The organism is Qipengyuania marisflavi, assembly GCF_005884405.1.
GTDB classification, from domain to species: domain Bacteria; phylum Pseudomonadota; class Alphaproteobacteria; order Sphingomonadales; family Sphingomonadaceae; genus Qipengyuania; species Qipengyuania marisflavi.
This window is the reverse complement of the sequence record NZ_VCAO01000009.1, coordinates 31,824-49,749: the sequence shown is the minus strand read 5'-3', so window position 1 is coordinate 49,749 and position 17,926 is coordinate 31,824. Positions and strand designations below refer to the sequence as shown.

Sequence of the window (17,926 nt, the reverse complement as noted above, 5' to 3'; positions counted from 1 at the left end):
GCGGCGGTTATTTATCGAGGTCGTAGAACGCAGCAATGTGATTCCACGCATCTTCGGCGGTTTCGCACCAGCGGAACAGCTCAAGATCGGCATGGTTGATCGTGCCCTCATCGGCCAGCGCTTCGAAATCCACGATCCGGGTCCAGAACTCCTTGCCGAACAACAGGATCGGCATGGCTTTCATCTTGCCGGTCTGGATCAGCGTCAGCAGCTCGAAAAACTCGTCAAATGTCCCGAAGCCGCCAGGGAACACCGCGACTGCCTTGGCGCGCAGCAGGAAGTGCATCTTGCGCAGCGCGAAGTAATGGAAATTGAGCGACAGATACGGCGTCACATAGCTGTTGGGTGCTTGTTCGTGCGGCAGAATGATATTCAGCCCGATGGATTCCGCACCGGCATCGCTGGCCCCTTTGTTGGCCGCTTCCATGATCGACGGACCGCCGCCCGAACACACCACAAACTGGCGCTTGCCATCTTCGATGATCGATTTCTCACTGGCGATCTTGGCCAGCTTGTACGCCTCCGTGTAATATTTCGATTTCTTGACCAGATTTTCTACCACGCGCCGTTCACGCTCGGGCAAATCCCTGGCGCCTTCCAGCGCAGCCTCGCCCGCTTCGGGCGGCGGGATGCGGGCAGAACCATACATCACAAGCGTCGATCCGACGCCGGCTTCGTCAAGCAGCATCTCGGGCTTCAGCAATTCCAGCTGGAAACGCACCGGGCGCAATTCTTCGCGCAGCAGGAACTCGCGGTCCTGAAACGCCAGCTTATACGCCGGGTGCATGGTCTGCGGCGTCTGCGGCGATTGCTGCTTGGTGAATTCGGCTTCCTTGTCCGCCGGATAAAACTTGCGGTCGGTCAGATCGTGTTCGTTTTTGTTTTCTGTCATGCCAAGCGCGATAGAGTCAGCGCCCCCTGCCCGCAAGCGTGAACCGCATCACTGTGCCGGGCATTGCCCGAAGGATGGAGTTTGGCATCGCAGCCGCGCCACTCGGCAAACAAAAAGGGCCTCCGGCGCGTGCCGAGGCCCTTTTGTTATCCTGGCGCCATCACCATCGGTTGGATGGAAATGGCAGGGGCGCGCGGACTCGAACCGCGGGCCCTCGGTTTTGGAGACCGATGCTCTACCAACTGAGCTACACCCCTATGGCCAAGGCGGAGCGCATTAGTATGCTGCGGCGGCGATGGCAAGCCGCGTATCGCCGCGCTCCGCAAGGTGCTAAGGCTGATGCTGTCATGCACGCCCCCGCACCTGAGATCATCCCGGCAGAGCTGCTGCTGCGCGCCTATCGCAGCGGTATATTCCCGATGGCTGATCACCGCGACGATCCCGATGTCTATTGGGTCGAACCGCGCGAACGGGGGATCATCCCGCTTGACGGTTTCCGGGTCTCGCAATCCTTGCGCAAACAGCTGCGGCAGAATCGGTTCCGCGTATCGTGTGACGAAGCCTTCGACGCGGTGATCGCCGAATGTGCCCAGCCGCGCGAGGAACTGGCCGAAAGCTGGATCAGCCGCCGGATCGAAACCAGCTACCGCGCGCTCCACCGCTCCGGGCACGCCCATTCGATCGAATGCTGGCACGATGGCGAATTGGTCGGCGGGCTGTACGGCGTCGCGTTCGCCCGCGTGTTTTGCGGGGAAAGCATGTTCAGCCGCCGCACCAACGCCAGCAAGATTGCCCTGGCATGGCTGGTCGCGGCAATGCGGCGTGCGGGCTATGCCCTGCTCGACTGCCAGTTCATGACCGATCATCTGGCCAGCATGGGGGCGGCGGCGATCCCGCAGGCAGAATATATGGACCGGCTGCAGGCAGCGTCAGGCTCGCCGCTATGTACGCTCCCGAATGCTTTCAGCGGGTTCTATTCCGAGGCTGGAGCCTTGGGCGCATCTTCTTCGCCGGGAAAGGTCATCGCGCATTCCTTGATCCAGACGTCGTAGATCGGGTGTTCCACCACATTGAGGCTGGGCGAGTTTTTGAACAACCACCCGGAAAACACCTTGGCGAAATTCTCTGCGTCACCGCGCTGCGCCACGAGCACTTGGACGAAGGCGCCGGTTTCCTTGGGCATTTCCCACGGCGCAGTGCGCTCGCAGGCTTGCAGCCGCACGATCACATCGCCGACCCGCTCCGATTCGCCGGGCTTCAGCGTCAGATCCTGGCTCACATTGTTGCGCTTGTTCAGCAGGCCGATGGTCGCGACACGCTCTTCCATAGGCGTGCCGATCCCGGCCTCTTCCGCCGGAATTATCGGCGCGGCATCCTGTTTCACGCTCTCGGGAATTTCGGTGCGCATCACATCGGGTTCGCGCTGCTCGTCATTACAGCCCGCCAGCAATGCCAGCGCGGTCAGCAGGGCCGGCACGCCGCGCATCGTCACGCGTCGGGTGACCATGCTTCGTAATCACCGCCAGCGCCCGCACGGCGGCCGCCCTGCTCCAGCGCGCCCTGCGGACGGTAAGCCGCCTGCGTGCCGGTGGCGTTGGGGGTGTATTCGGTTTCCCATATCTTGGCCGGAGGCAGGAAGCTTTCGGGCACATCGTCGAACGATCCATGCAGCCAGCCATGCCATTCGGCAGGCACGCGGCTGGCGTCATTGGCGCCTTCGTAGATGACCCAGCGCCGCTGACGGCCAGCGCCGGTTTTCTTGTTCGAAATGTAATAGCGATTGCCCTGCGCATCGGTGCCGACGTGATCGCCGTGCCGTGCCGTGTCGAGCATGGTGCCAATGGTGGCACCGTTCCACCAGGTGAAGATCTTGCCGAAGAAGCTCATGGCCCGGGCGGTTAGCCGATTCCTTTCTGCGGGCCAAGCGCCCTTGCGACGGTTACCATTCGACCAGATCGCCCGGCCCGATGCCCAGCGCCGCCGCCCGCCCGGCATTCAGTTCCAGCACATTGGCGGTGATCCCTGCGGAAGACACCGGTTCCAGCTTGTAGGGCTCGCCATATTCCACATTGAGAATGCGCCCGTCGGTGCCGATAAAAATGATGTCGAGCGGCAGCGGTGTGTTCTTCATCCAGAAACTGCGCGCGCTGGGCACGTCGCTGGGGAAGATCATCCCTTCGTCCGGACCCATTTCGGTGCGAAACATCATGCCCTTGCTTTGCTCAGCATTACTCGCCGCCACTTCGACGCGGAAGCGGTGCACCGCACTGCCGCTGGTGACTGTGAGTGGAATGACCGCCAGCCCGGATACTGGATGCACTGACGCTGCGCTTTCGGAAGCCGGAGTGGCCTGCGCGGCGGGCTGCGGAGAACACGCGGCCAGCGTCAGTGCGGCAGCGGCCGCTGCCAGCCCTAATGAGCGCCTGAATCCTGTGCTTCTGCGACCCATTGCTCGATCTCCTCTACGCTGCCTGCGCCGATCACCAGTCTTGCGCTGGCAAAGTCATGGCCTGCGCGCAGCACCGCCGCAAGCTGCTTTTCGCGGCGCTTGGCAGCGGACTGGACATCTTCGTCCTGCTCCCGCGAGAACGGGCCGAACCTGCGCTTTCTTACATAAGTCAGCAGGGCCTGGCGTCGGTCGAATTCACCGGGCTCGAACACCGCGCGTGTCTCATCGTTCAAACCGCCTGCATGAAGCGCTTCATTGACACGCCGCGCGCCATAGCCGCGGGCCAGCAGATCGCGCGATTTGGCCCGGCCCCATGCCGCATCATCGACATACCCCTTCTCCGTAAACCGCGCGACCAGCGCCGCCACATCGGGCGCCTCCTTCCCTTCATCCTCACCGGCAAACCCGCGCTCGCGCAATTTGCGCTGCAGATAGGTCTGGAGCTTTGCCGAAGTTGTGGCGAAGCGGGCGACATAGGACAGCGCCAGCTCTTCCAGTCGCGCACGGTCGAGCGGTTGTGGCTTGCGGCGGGGAGCCCCGCGATTTGCACCTCGTGGTCGCATCGGTCATAATCGTGCCACAGTCCTTGCCAAATGGGAAAGACTGCCGGGCCGTATGTGTGGGAAGCATGCGGTCAAATCATATGAGAGTGACAGCAAGTCACTGTAACTTCACGGGTAACGCCAAATATATGACCGACGCCGCTCTGACGCCGACGCCGAATGATTGCGATCTGCCGCGCCGCAGATCCGATTTCGCGACCTTTAACGAGGCGATCGACTACGCCGCGCGAAGCCAGAAAGGCCTTAATTTTCACGATATGCGCGGGGAACTGGAAACAGTTTATCCCTTCTCGCAGATGCGCGAAGACGCGCTGAAGGGCGCCGGCCAGCTGATTGCTGCCGGTTTCCAGAAGGACGACCGCGTGGCGCTGGTTGCCGAAACCAGTGCGCAATTCGCCGCGATGTTCTGCGCCTGTATCTACGCCGGTGTGTGGCCCGTGCCGCTGCCGCTGCCGACCACCTTTGGCGGCAAGGAAAGCTATATCGATCAGCTGTCGGTCCAATTGGATAGCAGCGATCCCAAGATCCTGCTCTATCCCTCGGACATTGCCGAAATGGCAAAGGCGGCGGCGGATCGGCAAGGCTGTGAAGGCCAGACGTGGGAGGAATTCTCCGCGCGGCCCGCAAGCGATTGCGAGCTGCCCGAGGCGCAGCCAGACGATATTTCCTATCTGCAATATTCTTCCGGCTCGACGCGCTTCCCCACTGGCGTGGCGGTGACGCACCGCGCGCTGCTGCACAATCTGTTCGGCCATGCCACCGCAATGCATATCGGCATGAACGACCGCGTGGTCAGCTGGCTGCCGTGGTATCATGATATGGGGCTGGTCGGCTGTTTCCTGTCATTGATTTCGAACCAGGTGTCGGTCGATTTGCTGCGCACCGAACATTTCGCGCGGCGCCCGCTGGCATGGCTTGACCTGATCAGCCGTAACAAGGGCACCACGCTCTCCTACTCACCCACATTCGGCTATGACATCTGCGCACGCCGCATTTCCAGTCAGAGCCATGTGTCCGACCGCTTCGACCTGTCGCGCTGGCGCACTGCGGGCAATGGCGCGGACATGATCCGCCCCGATGTGATGCAAAGCTTTGTGAACGCCTTCTCCGAGGCAGGCTTCAAGGCCAAGGCCTTCACCCCCAGCTATGGCCTGGCCGAAGCAACCTTGGCGGTCACTGTGATGCCGCCGGGCGAAGGTATTCGGGTCGAACTGGTCGAGGAAGAGCGCCTGTCAGGCTATCCGCGTGATCTCAGCAAACCGGCGCGTTACCGGGCAATAGTCAATTGCGGAAAACCTCTGCCCGGTATGGATGTGGCCATTCGTGACGAACATGGCAGTGCCAAGGGCGATCATCAGATCGGCAAAGTCTGGTGCCGCGGTACCAGCGTGATGCATTCCTATTTCCGCAATCAGGAAGCGACCGAGGACTGTCTGGTCGATGGCTGGCTGGATACTGGCGACATGGGCTATATGGCGGATGGCTATCTGTTCATTGTCGGACGCGCCAAGGACATGATCATCATCAACGGCAAGAACCACTGGCCGCAGGATATTGAATGGGCGGTAGAACAGCTGCCCGGCTTCAATCACGGCGATATTGCCGCCTTTTCTGTCGAGACAGAAAATGGTGAGGAAGCCCCCGCAGTACTGGTCCATTGCCGCGTATCCGACCCTGAAGAGCGCGTTCGCCTGCGTGACCAGATCGCCGACAAGGTGCGCTCGGTCACCGGCATGAGCTGCGTGGTCGAACTGGTCCCGCCACGCACTTTGCCGCGCACCAGTTCAGGCAAACTCAGCCGCGCCAAGGCAAAGCGGCAATATCTTGCAGGTGAAATTCAACCGCTGGATCTGGCCGCCTGACGCGAAGTGTTGCCATTGTGGAACATTAACATTTAGCAATTTCAACGCCTTCTCGGATTGTCGCGAAACTCCTTCGCTTTAGCGTTTAGCGGCGGAACCCCGCGATTCCCCAACCGTTTAGCCCTCATACGCAAGGGTCGCACCTTGTGATGATTGTGGTGCTTTATCATGTTGCAGAAATTAACCGGGAAACGCGTTCTCATTGTCGAGGACAACCCCGTACTCGCTTACGACATTGATGATTTGCTTGTGGACCTGGAAGTCGAGACAGTCGGCCCAGCGCTTGATCTGACGACCGGCTTGCAGCTTGCCCGCCAGAACCAGCTGGATGCCGCCTTGCTCGATGTCGATCTGGGCGGAGAACAGGTTTGGCCACTCGCACGCGAGCTTCAACAGCATCAGGTGCCATTCGCCTTTATCAGCGCACGTTGCAGTCTGGATACCTTGCCCGAACAGTTTCGCGCTTATGTGTGTTTGGAAAAGCCTACCCCGCGCGGAAAGATTGTCGAAACTCTCCACGGACTAGCTACATCCGAATAAGCGAGTTTCCTGTCAGCTTACTACGCGAATGTAGAAGTCGAAGGCTGGGCCATTGTCGTGCCAATGGATCTTGGCGCGGTGATTGCTGGTCGAACCCAGCCGCTGCATCAGCAAAAATCCCGAACCCTCTTTTTCCGGCGGCGACATTGGCGCTCCGGTGTCCTCATGCCAGTGAAGACACATCACCGCATCCTGCAGCGTCGCGCTCAGCGTGATTTGCCCTGCATCGCTGCCCAGCGCACCGTATTTGAGCGAATTGGTCTGTAATTCGCCTAGGATTAGCGCCAATTGCTGGATAGCGTCATCGCCCAGCCGGGCGTCAGGCAGGGCCGCAACAGTTACCTTTTCGCCTGCGCCGCTCGCATCAAGCACCTGCTGGATTGCAACCGCGGCATTGACCGGCTGATCGCGGCTGATCGTCAGTAAATCCTGGGCATGCGCCAAATTCTGCAATTTGATTTCCAGCCGGTCGATCACTTCGCGCGGGCTGGTCGCATGGCGCGATATCAGCTTGGCGACCGATGACACGACCGCCAGCAAGTTCTTGAGCCGGTGCCGCATCTCGCGCGCAACATTGTCAGACCGCTCGGCCTCGGCCTCTGCGGTTTCGCGCCGCATCCGGTCCTGCATCCGCTCCTGCATCGACACGGTAATATCGCGCGAGATGGCCAGGACATGCGTCATTTTGCCGTCGCCATTCATGACCGGGGACAATTCGACATCCCACCAGCGCGGCTCGCCATCGGCACCCGGGCAATAGCCTTCAAAGCGCCCCCGCTCGCCACGCACGGCCCTGGCCAGCGCGGCATCGAGCTTGGGGCGGCTGTCGTCTGGCCAGATATCGGCCCAGCTTCTGGAAGTAAGCGCAGCGAAGTCGCCGCCCGCCAGCGCCTGGCAGCCATTGTGGTTCACATATTCGACTTCGCCGGAAAGGCTGAGCAGCTTGATGCAATCCTGAGATTTGTCGAGGATGGCCTTGAGCACATCCTGCGTCTGATCGGCAAAGCGCGCTACAAAATCACCTGACATATCCGCGCTCCCCACCAGTCGACCAGTCGACCCTGAAATTACCAGTCGACTCCTTCGGCGCTAACACATAACGCTTTTTTCTCCGAATCCTACCTATGATAGTCTAGGCTAAGCTTGAAAGCCGTGTCTTACGGCACTAATACAGACTGAGGCCCTGTCACGGGCTCGAAGATCGAAACGGGAGCATTTCGGCACCATGAGCGACAGCCAGACCAAGACCGCCACCGCAACAGCGAATGATTTCGACCTGACGCCGCCGGATCCGGTGCCAACTGTCGCACCGGAAAAGGCCGCCGGGCTGGTCCCGGTGGGTGATGAGGTGAAGAGCAAGCTGGACCAGAAGGTTGATGGCTTTGTTACCGATCTGGTCACGATCGACGCCAATTCTCCCGAATTCGGCAAGAAGGTCGATCAGCTGACCAATATGGGCCGCAAGGAAATCATGGCGGCAGCAGGCATGTCGAACCGCTTCCTCGACCGGCCGATCCGCGCGATGGACAAGGACGAAGGTGTCGGCAGCGATCTGGCCGAACTGCGCCGCGTGGTGGAGGATCTGGACCCCGGCAAACGCGGTAAGCTGTCTGGCCCGCGCAAGATCCTGGGCATCATCCCGTTCGGCAACAAGCTGACCAATTATTTCCGCAGCTATCAAAGCGCGCAGACGCATATCCAGTCGATCCTGGGCAACCTTGCCAGCGGCAAGGACGAACTGATCATGGACAATGCCGCCATCGACGTCGAACGGCAGAAGCTGTGGGAGGCGATGGGCAATCTGGAACAGATGATCCATATCTCCAAGAAGCTGGACGAGAAGCTGGAGGAGAAGGCGCTCGAACTGGACGCAACCGATCCGGCCAAGGCCAAGGCGATCCGCGAGACCGCACTGTTCTATGTCCGCCAGCGTACGCAGGATTTGCTGACACAGATGGCGGTTTCGGTTCAGGGTTATCTGGCGCTGGATCTGGTCAAGAAAAACAATGTCGAACTGGTCAAGGGCGTCGACCGCGCCAGCACCACCACAGTGGGCGCATTGCGCACGGCCGTAACGGTGGCCGAAGCGATGACCAACCAGCGTCTGGTGTTGGGCCAGATCACTGCGCTCAACCAGACCACCGCCGGGATCATCGATTCCACCAGCACGATGCTGCGCGAACAGACCGGCAAGATCCACGAACAGGCGGCATCCAGCACCATCCCGCTCGAAACGCTGCAGCGCGCCTTCCAGAACATTTACGACACTATGGACGAGGTCGATTCCTTCAAGTTGCGCGCGCTCGACAGCATGAAGCAGACCGTCAACACGCTGTCCGACGAGGTCGAGAAATCGAAGGGCTATATCGCCCGCGCCGAAGGCCAGTCACAGGCGCAGCAGCAACTGGGCGAAAGCGCGCTGTTGACGGTGGAGAGCTGACTTGAGCGATCTGACCCAGCAAAGCGACCGCCTGCTTCAGGAGGCCCGGATCGTGCGCGATGACAACCGCGCGGGCGGGCGGCATCGGCGCGCGCTGTCAATTGGCGAGGGGTCGGCCAAGCTCAAGAAAAAGCACCTAACCCGCAAGATCCGCAACATCGCATTGGTGCTGTTCGGGATTTGGGTCGCCACGGGAATGATTGGCGTAATTCTAAACGGGATCGGCGTGGTTGGCGTGATGGCGCTGATTCTGGCCAGCGTCGTCGCGGTGGCAGTGCTGGGCAATTATCCCAAGCTCAAGGTTCCCAAGCGCGCCGACCTCAATCGCGGTGATGTCCAGCAGATGGTCAGCCGCACCGAATTGTGGCTGGAGGCGCAGCGCCCTGCCCTGCCGCCGCCCGCGGTCACTCTGGTTGATCAGATCGGGGTCCAGCTTGATGGGCTGGGTCATCAGCTCGACGGGCTTGACCAGAACCACGTCAAGGCGCGCGAAATTCGCAGTCTGGTGGGTGAGCAGCTGCCGCAGATGGTCGAAAGCTATCGCAAGATTCCGGCCCATCTGCGCACCGAGCAACGGGCCGGTGCCACGCCCGACGAACAGCTGACCGACAGCCTTGGCAAGATCAGCGGCGAAATCGATTCGATCACCCGCCAGCTGGCCGAGGGCTCGCTGGACGATCTGGCGATCAAGAACCGCTATCTCGATTACAAATTTGGCAGCGGGGCGCAGACCGCCCCGGAACTGGAGCACAAACCCTGATGCGCGTCCCCATTCCCCATTCACTGCCCAAAGAAGAAGTCCGCCACCGCCTGGCCAGCCGCAGCGGCGATATCGGCAATTTTGTCCCTGGCGGCATTGCGCAGGTCACAACCGCCTGGCCGGGCGAGGATTGCATGACGCTGAACGTCAAGGCGATGGGGCAGACCGTCGATGGCCGCGTGCTGATCGAAGAGGGTCAGGTGGTGTTTGAAATCGACCTGCCGCCCGCGCTTGCGTTCGTCGAGCCGATGGTGGCTGGCGCGATCCGCCAGCAGGGGCAGAAACTGCTCACCTAAACTGGCCATAATGACGACCGGCGCAGTGCCGGTAACGCCATCCTAATTGCGGGAAGGGAACAGCCCTTGGGTCGCAATGCACCAATTCATCGCCAGATAAGGCGAGCGATTTTCGTGCGCTTGACTGCCACCCGTTGCATCAAGAGTGATTTGACCGACAACCGGCATTCCCGGACGGTTTCTGTTGCCGGTGGTGTAAGGGCCAGCCTGTGTAGCAGGCATAGTGGCCAGAGCAGCACCGTTCGGATCATTCGTGTCCGGAGCCCCAGTACTGGTCCGCAAGCTTAGCGACCCACTGGCAATGTGCGTATGCGCAGGAATGGTGGCTTCGGTCAGCGTGACAGTTTCCTGTCCACCTCGTTGGCCAATCAAATAATTGGACAGCCCGCCACCTTGTCCGTACGAAATTGTTGCCCGCCCGCGCAGATCAGGCAATGCAAAGGTCGTCCTGCCGTCGCCGCCATATTGAGTGCCAAGCAGGCTAAATAGCGCCGTATTCTGGCTAATTGCGAGAAGCTGACCCGAGGCCGAGGCCCAACCGCGCGGGCAAAAATTCATCCCGAAAATCACCGTTTCGCCGAGATAAGGTGTGGCTTGTGCATGGGCGGGTGGGGCACTGCTCGACATCAGCGCGGTACCAATCAGAAATCCTGCAAATTTTCCGTTTCCAACCATAATCTGTCTCCCAAACCTGCCTCTGCAGTATCGCCATTAAATGTGGTGAATGCCTAGTTCTAATTCCGCGAAGGATAGATACCGAACAGAGCGATGCACCAGGTCAACCCCACGTAAGGCTGGCGGTTCTGATGCGGCTGGCTGCCGCCAGTATTGGAGATAGTGACCTGACCAACCACAGGCATCCCCGGCCGATTGCGTGCGGCAGTGGTGTAATTGTTCTGACCCTCAGGTGCGGTCGCCAGCGCGTTGCCATTGGGATCATTGGTATCTGGCCCCGACGTGCTGGTCCTGAGATTCAGGCTACCCCCGACATTATGCGTATGCGTGGGCATGGCAAGCGGGGTCAGGGTAATCTGTTCCGCCCCACTTCTTTGGCCAATAGAATAGGATTGGAGACCAGGACCTACTCCATAACCAATTGGCGTGCGTCCTCTCAAATCCGGCAATGCAAATGTCGTCCTGCCATCACCGCCGTAAATGGTGCCGACCAGGCTGAACAGCGCATCATTCCCACTAATTGCCAGCAATTGCCCCTCGGCCCGGGCCCAGCCACGCGGACAAAAATTGGCGCCAGTCGTAATGAGCTGACTGATATATGGCTCTGAGGCCTGCGCCTGCGCGGTTTGCGCGCTGCCGCTCACCATTGCCGCCGCCATCACTGTGCCCGCAAATTTCTTGCCGATCGTCATATCCACACTCCCAAACCCGCATTGCCGCTATTTATGTTACCGATCTTTTTCCGCCTAACTGCGAGAAGGGTAAGTTCCCTGAATCGCAACACACCAGTTCATCACCAGAAAAGGCGGGCGATTTTCATGCGCCTGACCGCCGCCGGTATTGGCAAGTGTAATCTGCCCCACCACCGGCATACCCGGCCGGTCTCTCGCGCTGGTTGAATAAATGTTCCGATCGCTGGGAAATGTCGCCAGCGCCGCACCATTAGGATCATTGGTATCAGGAGCGGACGTACTTGTCCTGAGACTGAGTGACCCGTTGAGTGCATGCGTGTGTGATGGCAGTTCTGGCGCCGTCAATGTGACAGTCTCTAACCCACCCTGCTCTCCGAGCCGAATGTCGGAAAGACCCGGCCCCCTGCCGTCGCCAAGCGGCACCCGGCCGCGAAGATCGGGCAATTGGAAAGTCGTCCGCCCATCGCCGCCAAAAGTCGTCCCATACAGGCTGAACAATGCAGTGTTTGATGAAATTGGCAAGATTGCGCCATTTGCCGCCGCCCAGCCGCGCGGACAGAAGTTAAAACCGTAATTGGTGATCTGCCCAATAAATGGGTCATCACCAGCATGGGCGGGCTGCGCAACGCCGCCTGCCATAGCCCCGGCCATCAACAATCCGACGATTTTCTTGTAGCTTTGCACTGCCAACCTCCCAGTCTTCGCAACTTGGTTAGCTTTCTAGCACATTAACGGAAATTAACAATCATCCACAACCTGTCGGCAGGCTAGGAGGCATGAGCAGAGTTCAGCCAATTAAAAATACGGTCCGCTGCTGGAACGGTTTTCGGGTTCAAGCGCTTTTGCTGCGTGGAAATCCTATCATGCGGCCAACGTACAGACGCCGCGCGTTTCGGAAATCCACACAACAAGGGTCGCTTCGGCGAGGGAACAGGGGCGTCTATTTGTCAGCCACCAGGGGTCGTAGCCTGAGAGAAATCTTGCGGCAAGAAACACGCGCGGCGCATGATGCGCTGGACGCGGGTCTTGGCGCGTTTGCGATCGGCGGCGATGGGGATTTCGGCGCGTTCCTGCGTGTGCAGTATGCAGCGCGTTTGCCGATCGAGAATTGGCTGGCCGTACAGGATTCCGGCGCGATCACACCGCCGCCGCAGACCCATTTGATAGCCGCAGATCTTGCCGAGCTTAACCTGGCGGCACCGCCAGATTTTGGCGCTTTCCCGCTGCAGCATTCCGGCGCGCTGACCGGGGTTGCGTGGACTCTGGCGGGCTCATCGCTGGGCAATCGCGCGATGCTGGCGCAGCGGCGCAAATTGGGGCTGAACGGTGCCGACCGCTTCCTGTCTGACGATGCGATGCCGCAGTTCTGGAAGGCGCTTCGCCCAACTCTCGACACCATTGCATCGCCCGAAGCGGCGCATCATGCGGTTACCGGCGCCAATGCAGTGTTCGCATTGTTTCGTCTGGCCGCCAATCACTACACCATCAAGGAAGTCGCATGAACGAGCAGGTCGATCTCAGCAATTGTGACCGGGAGCCGATCCATCAACTTGGCCAGATCCAGGATTTTGGCGCGCTGGTGGCGGTCAATGGCGATTGGCTGGTGTCGCAGCGCTCTGCCAATCTGGAAGCGATCATCGGCCTTGACAAGCCGATCAAGCTGGGCACCAGACTCGCACCCTATCTGAATGCTGCCGCAGTAAATGCCCTCCGCAGCGCTGTCAGCGAATTGGCCGAAGACGATCAGGTAGAGCGGCTGTTCGGTGTCGATCTGGCCGGCAATGGCCAGCTTTTCGATTGCGCGATTCACACGTCCGGACCGAACCAGATTATCGAGATCGAACCGCATGTCGCCGGGGAGAGCGACCGCCAATTTGCGCGGCTTCGCCCGGTCATGTCGCGGCTGGACAAGCACGATACCGTCGATGCGCTGACCGAACACGCAGCGCATGAATTGCGCGAGACGCTCGGCTTCGACCGGGTCATGGTTTACCGCTTCCACGATGATCTGAGCGGCGAAGTCATTGCCGAGGCGCGGCGCGATGATCTGGAATCCTTCTACCAGCTACGGTACCCCAAATCGGACATCCCCGCGCAGGCCCGCGCGCTGTATGTCCGCAACCGCATCCGCATCATCAGCGACGTCAATGGCACTGCCGTTCCCATCGAGCCGGGCGTCAGCGTGGAAGGCGAACCGCTCGATCTCAGCATGAGCACGCTGCGTTCGGTATCCCCGATCCATCTGGAATATCTGCGCAATATGGGGGTCGAGGCATCGCTGTCGATCTCGATTATTATCGGCGGCAAATTGTGGGGTCTCTTCGCCTGCCATCATTATGCCCCCCGCGTGCTGCCCTATGCCCAGCGCACCGCGACAGAGCTATTTTCGGAGCTGTTTTCGCTGCTGCTCGAACGCTCGCTATCGCTGGAAAATTCCAAGCTGCGCGAAGTGGGACGCACTGTTCATGACCGGCTGATGCGCGACATCGTTTCTGGTACGGCGCTGGCCGAAAGCCTGCCGACACTGGACCCGATCATCGATCAGGTGATCGCGCATGACGGGATCAGCGTCTTTGTCGAAGGCCATTATGAAGCGCGCGGGAAGGCTCCGAACGAGGAGGAATTCCGGGCGATCCTGCCAGCGCTGAACGGCGCGGCGACCAGCAGAGTGCTGGCCAGCACCGCGCTGCCCGACCGGATTCCCGAGGCCGCACGTTTTGCCGACCGCGCTGTGGGTGCACTGGTCATCCCGATCTCGCGCACACCGCGCGACCATCTTGTGTTGTGGCGCCGAGAGCTGAAGCAGACCGTGACCTGGGCCGGCAATCCGCAGAAAGCGGTTGATTTCGGACCCAATGGCGCACGACTGACTCCGCGCAAGAGCTTTGAAGCTTGGCAGGAATCGGTCGACGGTACGAGCAAGCAGTGGTCGCCCGCAGAGCTGCAGATCGCCGAAAGCCTGCGCGTCACGCTGCTGGAAATTATCCTGCGGTTGACCGATGAAGTGGTGGAAGAACGTACCAAGGCGCAGCAGCAACAGGAATTGCTGATTGCCGAGCTCAATCACCGGGTTCGTAACATCCTCAATTTGATCCGTGGCCTCATCAACAAATCACGCAGCGAAGCCAGCAGCGTGGAGAATTTTGCTGAGATAGTGGGCGGACGGATCAATTCGCTCGCCTCGGCACACGACAATATTACCAAGGGCAACTGGTCGCCCGCACCCTTGCGCGAATTGTTCGAGACCGAGGCGGAAGCCTACATCTCGGAGCAGCGGGAGCGGATGGTGATCACCGGCCCGTACGTCATGATATCGCCCGAAGCATACACTGTGCTGGCGCTGGTCATCCACGAGATGATGACCAATTCCGCCAAATACGGCTCGTTAAGCGACCAGTCGGGCCAGCTTGATGTGACCATCATGCGCGGATCGGGCGACGAAATGCTTCTGGAATGGCGCGAAATTGGCGGCCCGCCGGTCAAACCGCCCAAGCGGCGCGGCTTTGGCAGCACGATTATCGAACGCTCAATCCCGTTTGAGCTCGAAGGGAATGCGTCGATCGACTACAAGCTTAAAGGTGTAGAGGCCGCATTCTGCATCCCCAGTCGCTTTATTACCTGGGTGTCCAAAGAGGATGCGGGTGCAAATGAGCGCGAGAAGAAGGCGGTGTTGATGTCAGAATTGTCCAATGTGCCCGCAACTGTCCTGCTCGTCGAAGACAGCATGATCATCGCGCTGGATACCGAGGATTGCCTACGCGAGTTAGGCGTCAAAACAGTCCAGCTTGAAAGCACGGTTGCCGGTGCGCTCGATGCGCTTGGCAAGGACACGCCGGACCTTGCGCTGCTCGATTACAATCTCGGCAAGGAAAGTAGTGAGCGCGTGGCCGAAGAGCTGAAAGCGCGCGGCATCCCCTATTGGCTGGCGACCGGATATGGCGAAATGGAAGACCGGCTGGAGGAGATGGGCGCGCGCGGCCTGTTGACCAAGCCCTATGGCAAGGACGATCTGGCACGCATTCTCAAGGCCTTTGGCGAGACCAGCTAAAGCGGCGCGGCGATCAGGCAGCGCCCTTCCGATGCGAAGGTCACATCCTGAAACCCGCTGGCCCAGGCCGATTGGCCGGGCTCGACGGTCAGATCGGCGACCCGGACGGAGCCGCTGAGCGGTAGCAGCTGGGCTGCTCCGGTAAATTTGCCAAGGATCGCTGCGGCGCCTTCAGCGTACCCCGCGATTTGGGCCAGACGGAATTTCGGGCCGTCGACCAGCAGCCTGGTCTCGTCGGCGGCGATTGTGCTGGCATAGCGCCCCGCGTCGAACACGCCGCCACTGGCAACAGCAATCGCCTCGTCCAGATGCAATGCGCGCGGGCGGCCATAGTCATACAGGCGGTAGGTTATCTCGCTGTTCTGCTGAATTTCGACCAGCGACAGGCCTGCACCGATGGCGTGGACAGTCCCGGCAGGGATGTAGAAGAATTCGCCTGCGGAAACGTCCCGCCAGTCGAGCAGATCCTCGATGCTGCCGTCCAATGCCGCCGTACGCATCTGCTCGGGATCGACAGGCGCGGAGAAGCCCAGCGCCAGCCTTGCGCCCGGTTCGGCGGCGATCACCAGCCAGCATTCTTCCTTGCCGCTACCCGCGCCGCCAAGATCCTCGTCGCGCGGGTGGACCTGTACAGACAGCTTGTCGCTGGTGAAGAGGTATTTCGCCAGCAGACGATCAAGCGCTGGCGGCGGGTCGAACCAGATCTCACCGATCCGCTCGCCAGCGGGCGCGGTAAAGGGCGCTGGCAAGGTCTCGCGGCCCCATATTTTCGCCACGGTCTTGGTGGGGAGGACAGCCTGCGTCATTGCGAAATTGCGCCGGGCAATTTGCCGACATCCTGCGCCGCATCGCGTGCAGTCACCAGCACTTCGTCACCATCGACCACCACGATGATGTTTGACAGTCCAACCACCGATACGCGCGGGCCGTCGCTTTCAACCATCACCCCGCTGCCGCCGGTGATGTCAGCACGCCCCGCCAAGGCATTGCCTGCGTCATCAACGCCGCGCGCCGCCATCAGCGCGCTCCAGTCGCCAATGTCCGACCAGCCCATATCGGCGGCGACCACAGCAGCACGGTCGGTGTTCTCCATCACTGCAAAGTCGATCGATTCCCCGGTGATGCCCGCGAACGCCGCGGCATCAGGATGGAAGCGCTGCCCGACCGCCCTGCCCGCAGCAACCGCTGCATGGACTGCGGCGGCCATGTCAGGGCGATGGCGGGCCAGTTCATCAAGGTAATCGCCAGCGCGAAACGCGAAAATTCCCCCGTTCCAGACGAAATCACCGCTATCGAGAAACGCCCGCGCGCGCTCCGCATCAGGCTTTTCGACAAAACGCGCCACCCGCTGGCCACTGCCCAAGGCGTCGCCGCATTCAATATAGCCATAGCCGGTTTCGGGCCGGGTTGGCGTGATGCCGAAAGCCACCAGATAGCCTTCGCGCGCCAATGCTGCCGCCTTCGCCACGCCGCTGAGAAACGCCTCCTGATCGGCGATATAATGATCGCTTGGGCACACCAGCATCACAGCATCACTCGGCAGGCGGTGCGCCGCCAGGGCGATAGCAGGCGCAGTGTTGCGAGCAGCCGGTTCGACAATCAGCGCGGCTTCGCCCGCCTCACCCAGCTGGCTCTCGATCACCGCGACATGCGCCTTGCCCGCCACCACTGTGGCAGGTGCAAATAGCTGCGCATCGCTGGTCCGGTCGAGGCCCTGCTGGAACAGCGTGAGCGGCCCCAGCAGCGGGAGAAACGGCTTGGGCAGCGCCTTGCGGCTGCGCGGCCACAGCCGTGTGCCGCTGCCGCCGCACAGGATTACCGGATGTATGCGCTCTGCCAAACCGCCTGCCTTCCCCAAATATCCTGCATCATTAGCCTGCGTTGGGCATCCTGTCAGTTGAAGAAACGCTGCTGGTAATAGAACGGCGCGGCAACCGGCTGCCCGGCGGCATTGGTAGCCGGTTTGAAGCGCACCTGATCGATGGCTAGACGGCAAACAGTGGCGTCCGTTTCGGGGAACGGACTGGGGCGGTGGATGCGGCAGCTGGTCGCACGGCCTTCTGTGGATACCATCAGCCTGACGATGACCGACTTGCCGATCCGTGCCTTGCGGCCGCCCTCCGGCACTGGAAAGGCGCTGGCATCGCTGATGGTTGCGATCAGGACAGGTTTGGTGACCGGCCCGCCGCCGCCGCGTCCTGTACCGGCATTGCCGCTGCCCGTGCCCTGCCCCTGACCGGCGGCCCCGGTGCCCTGACCGCTATCGGTTGCGCCAGCGGTGGTGGCCGCGCCGGTCGAGGCGACCTTGGGCGCGGGCGGGTCTTTGCGGATTGGGATCTTTGGGGTGGGCGCTGTGACGGGCTTGGGAACCGCATCACGCCCCGGATCGCCTTGTGCGCCCTCGTCTTGTGGTGCGGCCTCGGGCGGCGGCGGAGGCGGCGGTTCAGGCGCAGTGACCGTGACGGTGAATGTCGACAGCACGCTGCGTTCAACGCTGCTGACCACGCCGGGGGCCAGCGCCCGGATCAGCACATAGAATATCCCGATGTGGATCAGGACAATCACAAACACGACCCACGGATTGAACCGCTTCCTGGTCGCGCTGAAATTGGTCGCCGGTTGAGTCATGCCGGATCAACGATGCGCACCGCACCCGCGTTCCGCAAGACCCCCCGCAACACTGCGCACAACGAAAACGGGCGGCCCCGA

20 protein-coding genes and 1 tRNA gene are annotated in these 17,926 nt (G+C 60.8%); 8 read left to right on the top strand and 13 right to left on the bottom strand.

Annotation, left to right across the window (positions count from 1 at the left end):
* Positions 1 to 7: 7 nt before the first annotated feature.
* The gene (locus FEV51_RS11950; protein WP_138619237.1) at positions 8 to 892 is read right to left on the bottom strand and encodes an LOG family protein; all 885 of its coding nucleotides are present in this window, start codon (positions 890 to 892) and stop codon (positions 8 to 10) included.
* 181 nt (positions 893 to 1,073) lie between these two features.
* Positions 1,074 to 1,149: transfer RNA gene (locus tag FEV51_RS11945), tRNA-Trp, on the bottom strand.
* On the opposite strand from FEV51_RS11945, the gene aat reads away from it, so the two are divergent.
* The gene (aat, locus tag FEV51_RS11940; protein ID WP_138619235.1) at positions 1,123 to 1,944 is read left to right on the top strand and encodes a leucyl/phenylalanyl-tRNA--protein transferase; all 822 of its coding nucleotides are present in this window, start codon (positions 1,123 to 1,125) and stop codon (positions 1,942 to 1,944) included. The genes FEV51_RS11945 and aat overlap by 27 nt on opposite strands.
* On the opposite strand, the gene FEV51_RS11935 is transcribed toward aat, so the two are convergent.
* Genes FEV51_RS11935 through FEV51_RS11920 form a run of 4 tightly spaced genes read right to left on the bottom strand, consistent with a single transcriptional unit; the run spans position 1,866 to position 3,904 of the window.
* The gene (locus tag FEV51_RS11935; protein ID WP_246034553.1) at positions 1,866 to 2,399 is read right to left on the bottom strand and encodes a DUF2155 domain-containing protein; all 534 of its coding nucleotides are present in this window, start codon (positions 2,397 to 2,399) and stop codon (positions 1,866 to 1,868) included. The two genes, aat and FEV51_RS11935, sit on opposite strands and share 79 nt — an antisense overlap.
* Positions 2,381 to 2,779, bottom strand: a complete 399-nt coding sequence (locus tag FEV51_RS11930) for an NADH:ubiquinone oxidoreductase subunit NDUFA12 (protein WP_138619233.1) — start codon at positions 2,777 to 2,779, stop codon at positions 2,381 to 2,383. Before FEV51_RS11930 ends, FEV51_RS11935 begins: the two co-directional genes overlap by 19 nt.
* A 52-nt stretch (positions 2,780 to 2,831) precedes the next feature.
* Positions 2,832 to 3,341 carry a DUF192 domain-containing protein gene (locus FEV51_RS11925; RefSeq protein WP_138619231.1) on the bottom strand — a complete coding sequence of 170 codons (510 nt, stop codon included), beginning with the start codon at positions 3,339 to 3,341 and terminating at the stop codon, positions 2,832 to 2,834.
* Entirely contained in the window at positions 3,305 to 3,904 is a 600-nt protein-coding gene (locus FEV51_RS11920; RefSeq protein WP_138619229.1) for a regulatory protein RecX, read from the bottom strand. Before FEV51_RS11920 ends, FEV51_RS11925 begins: the two co-directional genes overlap by 37 nt.
* Positions 3,905 to 4,032: 128 nt before the next feature.
* Between FEV51_RS11920 and FEV51_RS11915 the strand changes: the two genes are divergently transcribed.
* A complete protein-coding gene (locus FEV51_RS11915) occupies positions 4,033 to 5,766 on the top strand; it encodes a fatty acyl-AMP ligase (protein WP_138619227.1) in 1,734 nt (577 codons plus the stop codon).
* 168 nt (positions 5,767 to 5,934) lie between these two features.
* The gene (locus FEV51_RS13490; protein ID WP_138619225.1) at positions 5,935 to 6,306 is read left to right on the top strand and encodes a response regulator; all 372 of its coding nucleotides are present in this window, start codon (positions 5,935 to 5,937) and stop codon (positions 6,304 to 6,306) included.
* Positions 6,307 to 6,318: 12 nt separating this feature from the next.
* On the opposite strand, the gene FEV51_RS11905 is transcribed toward FEV51_RS13490, so the two are convergent.
* Positions 6,319 to 7,335, bottom strand: a complete 1,017-nt coding sequence (locus FEV51_RS11905) for a PAS domain-containing protein (RefSeq protein WP_138619223.1) — start codon at positions 7,333 to 7,335, stop codon at positions 6,319 to 6,321.
* Positions 7,336 to 7,531: 196 nt separating this feature from the next.
* Here FEV51_RS11905 and FEV51_RS11900 point away from each other — a divergent pair, with 196 nt between their 5' ends.
* From FEV51_RS11900 to FEV51_RS11890, 3 genes are read left to right on the top strand one after another with little or no spacing between them, the layout of a single operon-like run.
* A complete protein-coding gene (locus tag FEV51_RS11900; RefSeq protein ID WP_138619221.1) occupies positions 7,532 to 8,746 on the top strand; it encodes a toxic anion resistance protein in 1,215 nt (404 codons plus the stop codon).
* A gap of 1 nt (position 8,747) precedes the next feature.
* A complete protein-coding gene (locus tag FEV51_RS11895; RefSeq protein WP_138619219.1) occupies positions 8,748 to 9,506 on the top strand; it encodes a hypothetical protein in 759 nt (252 codons plus the stop codon).
* The gene (locus tag FEV51_RS11890; protein WP_138619217.1) at positions 9,506 to 9,802 is read left to right on the top strand and encodes a polyhydroxyalkanoic acid system family protein; all 297 of its coding nucleotides are present in this window, start codon (positions 9,506 to 9,508) and stop codon (positions 9,800 to 9,802) included. Before FEV51_RS11895 ends, FEV51_RS11890 begins: the two co-directional genes overlap by 1 nt.
* A 42-nt stretch (positions 9,803 to 9,844) precedes the next feature.
* On the opposite strand, the gene FEV51_RS11885 is transcribed toward FEV51_RS11890, so the two are convergent.
* From FEV51_RS11885 to FEV51_RS11875, 3 genes are read right to left on the bottom strand one after another with little or no spacing between them, the layout of a single operon-like run.
* Positions 9,845 to 10,477: a phage tail protein gene (locus FEV51_RS11885; protein WP_138619215.1), complete on the bottom strand. Its 633-nt coding sequence runs from the start codon at positions 10,475 to 10,477 to the stop codon at positions 9,845 to 9,847.
* A gap of 59 nt (positions 10,478 to 10,536) precedes the next feature.
* Entirely contained in the window at positions 10,537 to 11,169 is a 633-nt protein-coding gene (locus FEV51_RS11880) for a phage tail protein (RefSeq protein ID WP_246034551.1), read from the bottom strand.
* Between the two features lie 54 nt (positions 11,170 to 11,223).
* Positions 11,224 to 11,853: a phage tail protein gene (locus tag FEV51_RS11875; protein ID WP_246034550.1), complete on the bottom strand. Its 630-nt coding sequence runs from the start codon at positions 11,851 to 11,853 to the stop codon at positions 11,224 to 11,226.
* A 296-nt stretch (positions 11,854 to 12,149) separates the two neighbouring features.
* Between FEV51_RS11875 and FEV51_RS11870 the strand changes: the two genes are divergently transcribed.
* Entirely contained in the window at positions 12,150 to 12,671 is a 522-nt protein-coding gene (locus tag FEV51_RS11870; RefSeq protein ID WP_138619213.1) for a biliverdin-producing heme oxygenase, read from the top strand.
* Complete coding sequence (locus FEV51_RS11865) at positions 12,668 to 15,217, top strand: HWE histidine kinase domain-containing protein (protein ID WP_138619211.1); 2,550 nt, start codon at positions 12,668 to 12,670, stop codon at positions 15,215 to 15,217. Before FEV51_RS11870 ends, FEV51_RS11865 begins: the two co-directional genes overlap by 4 nt.
* Here the strand turns inward: FEV51_RS11865 and FEV51_RS11860 are convergent.
* From FEV51_RS11860 to FEV51_RS11850, 3 genes are read right to left on the bottom strand one after another with little or no spacing between them, the layout of a single operon-like run.
* Complete coding sequence (locus FEV51_RS11860) at positions 15,214 to 16,023, bottom strand: class I mannose-6-phosphate isomerase (protein ID WP_138619209.1); 810 nt, start codon at positions 16,021 to 16,023, stop codon at positions 15,214 to 15,216. The two genes, FEV51_RS11865 and FEV51_RS11860, sit on opposite strands and share 4 nt — an antisense overlap.
* Positions 16,020 to 17,057 (bottom strand): mannose-1-phosphate guanylyltransferase, encoded by a 1,038-nt coding sequence (locus tag FEV51_RS11855; protein ID WP_138619208.1) that lies wholly within the window; start codon positions 17,055 to 17,057, stop codon positions 16,020 to 16,022. The genes FEV51_RS11860 and FEV51_RS11855 overlap by 4 nt, the downstream gene beginning before the upstream one ends.
* A gap of 53 nt (positions 17,058 to 17,110) precedes the next feature.
* A complete protein-coding gene (locus tag FEV51_RS11850) occupies positions 17,111 to 17,845 on the bottom strand; it encodes a TonB family protein (RefSeq protein ID WP_138619206.1) in 735 nt (244 codons plus the stop codon).
* Positions 17,846 to 17,926 lie beyond the last annotated feature (81 nt).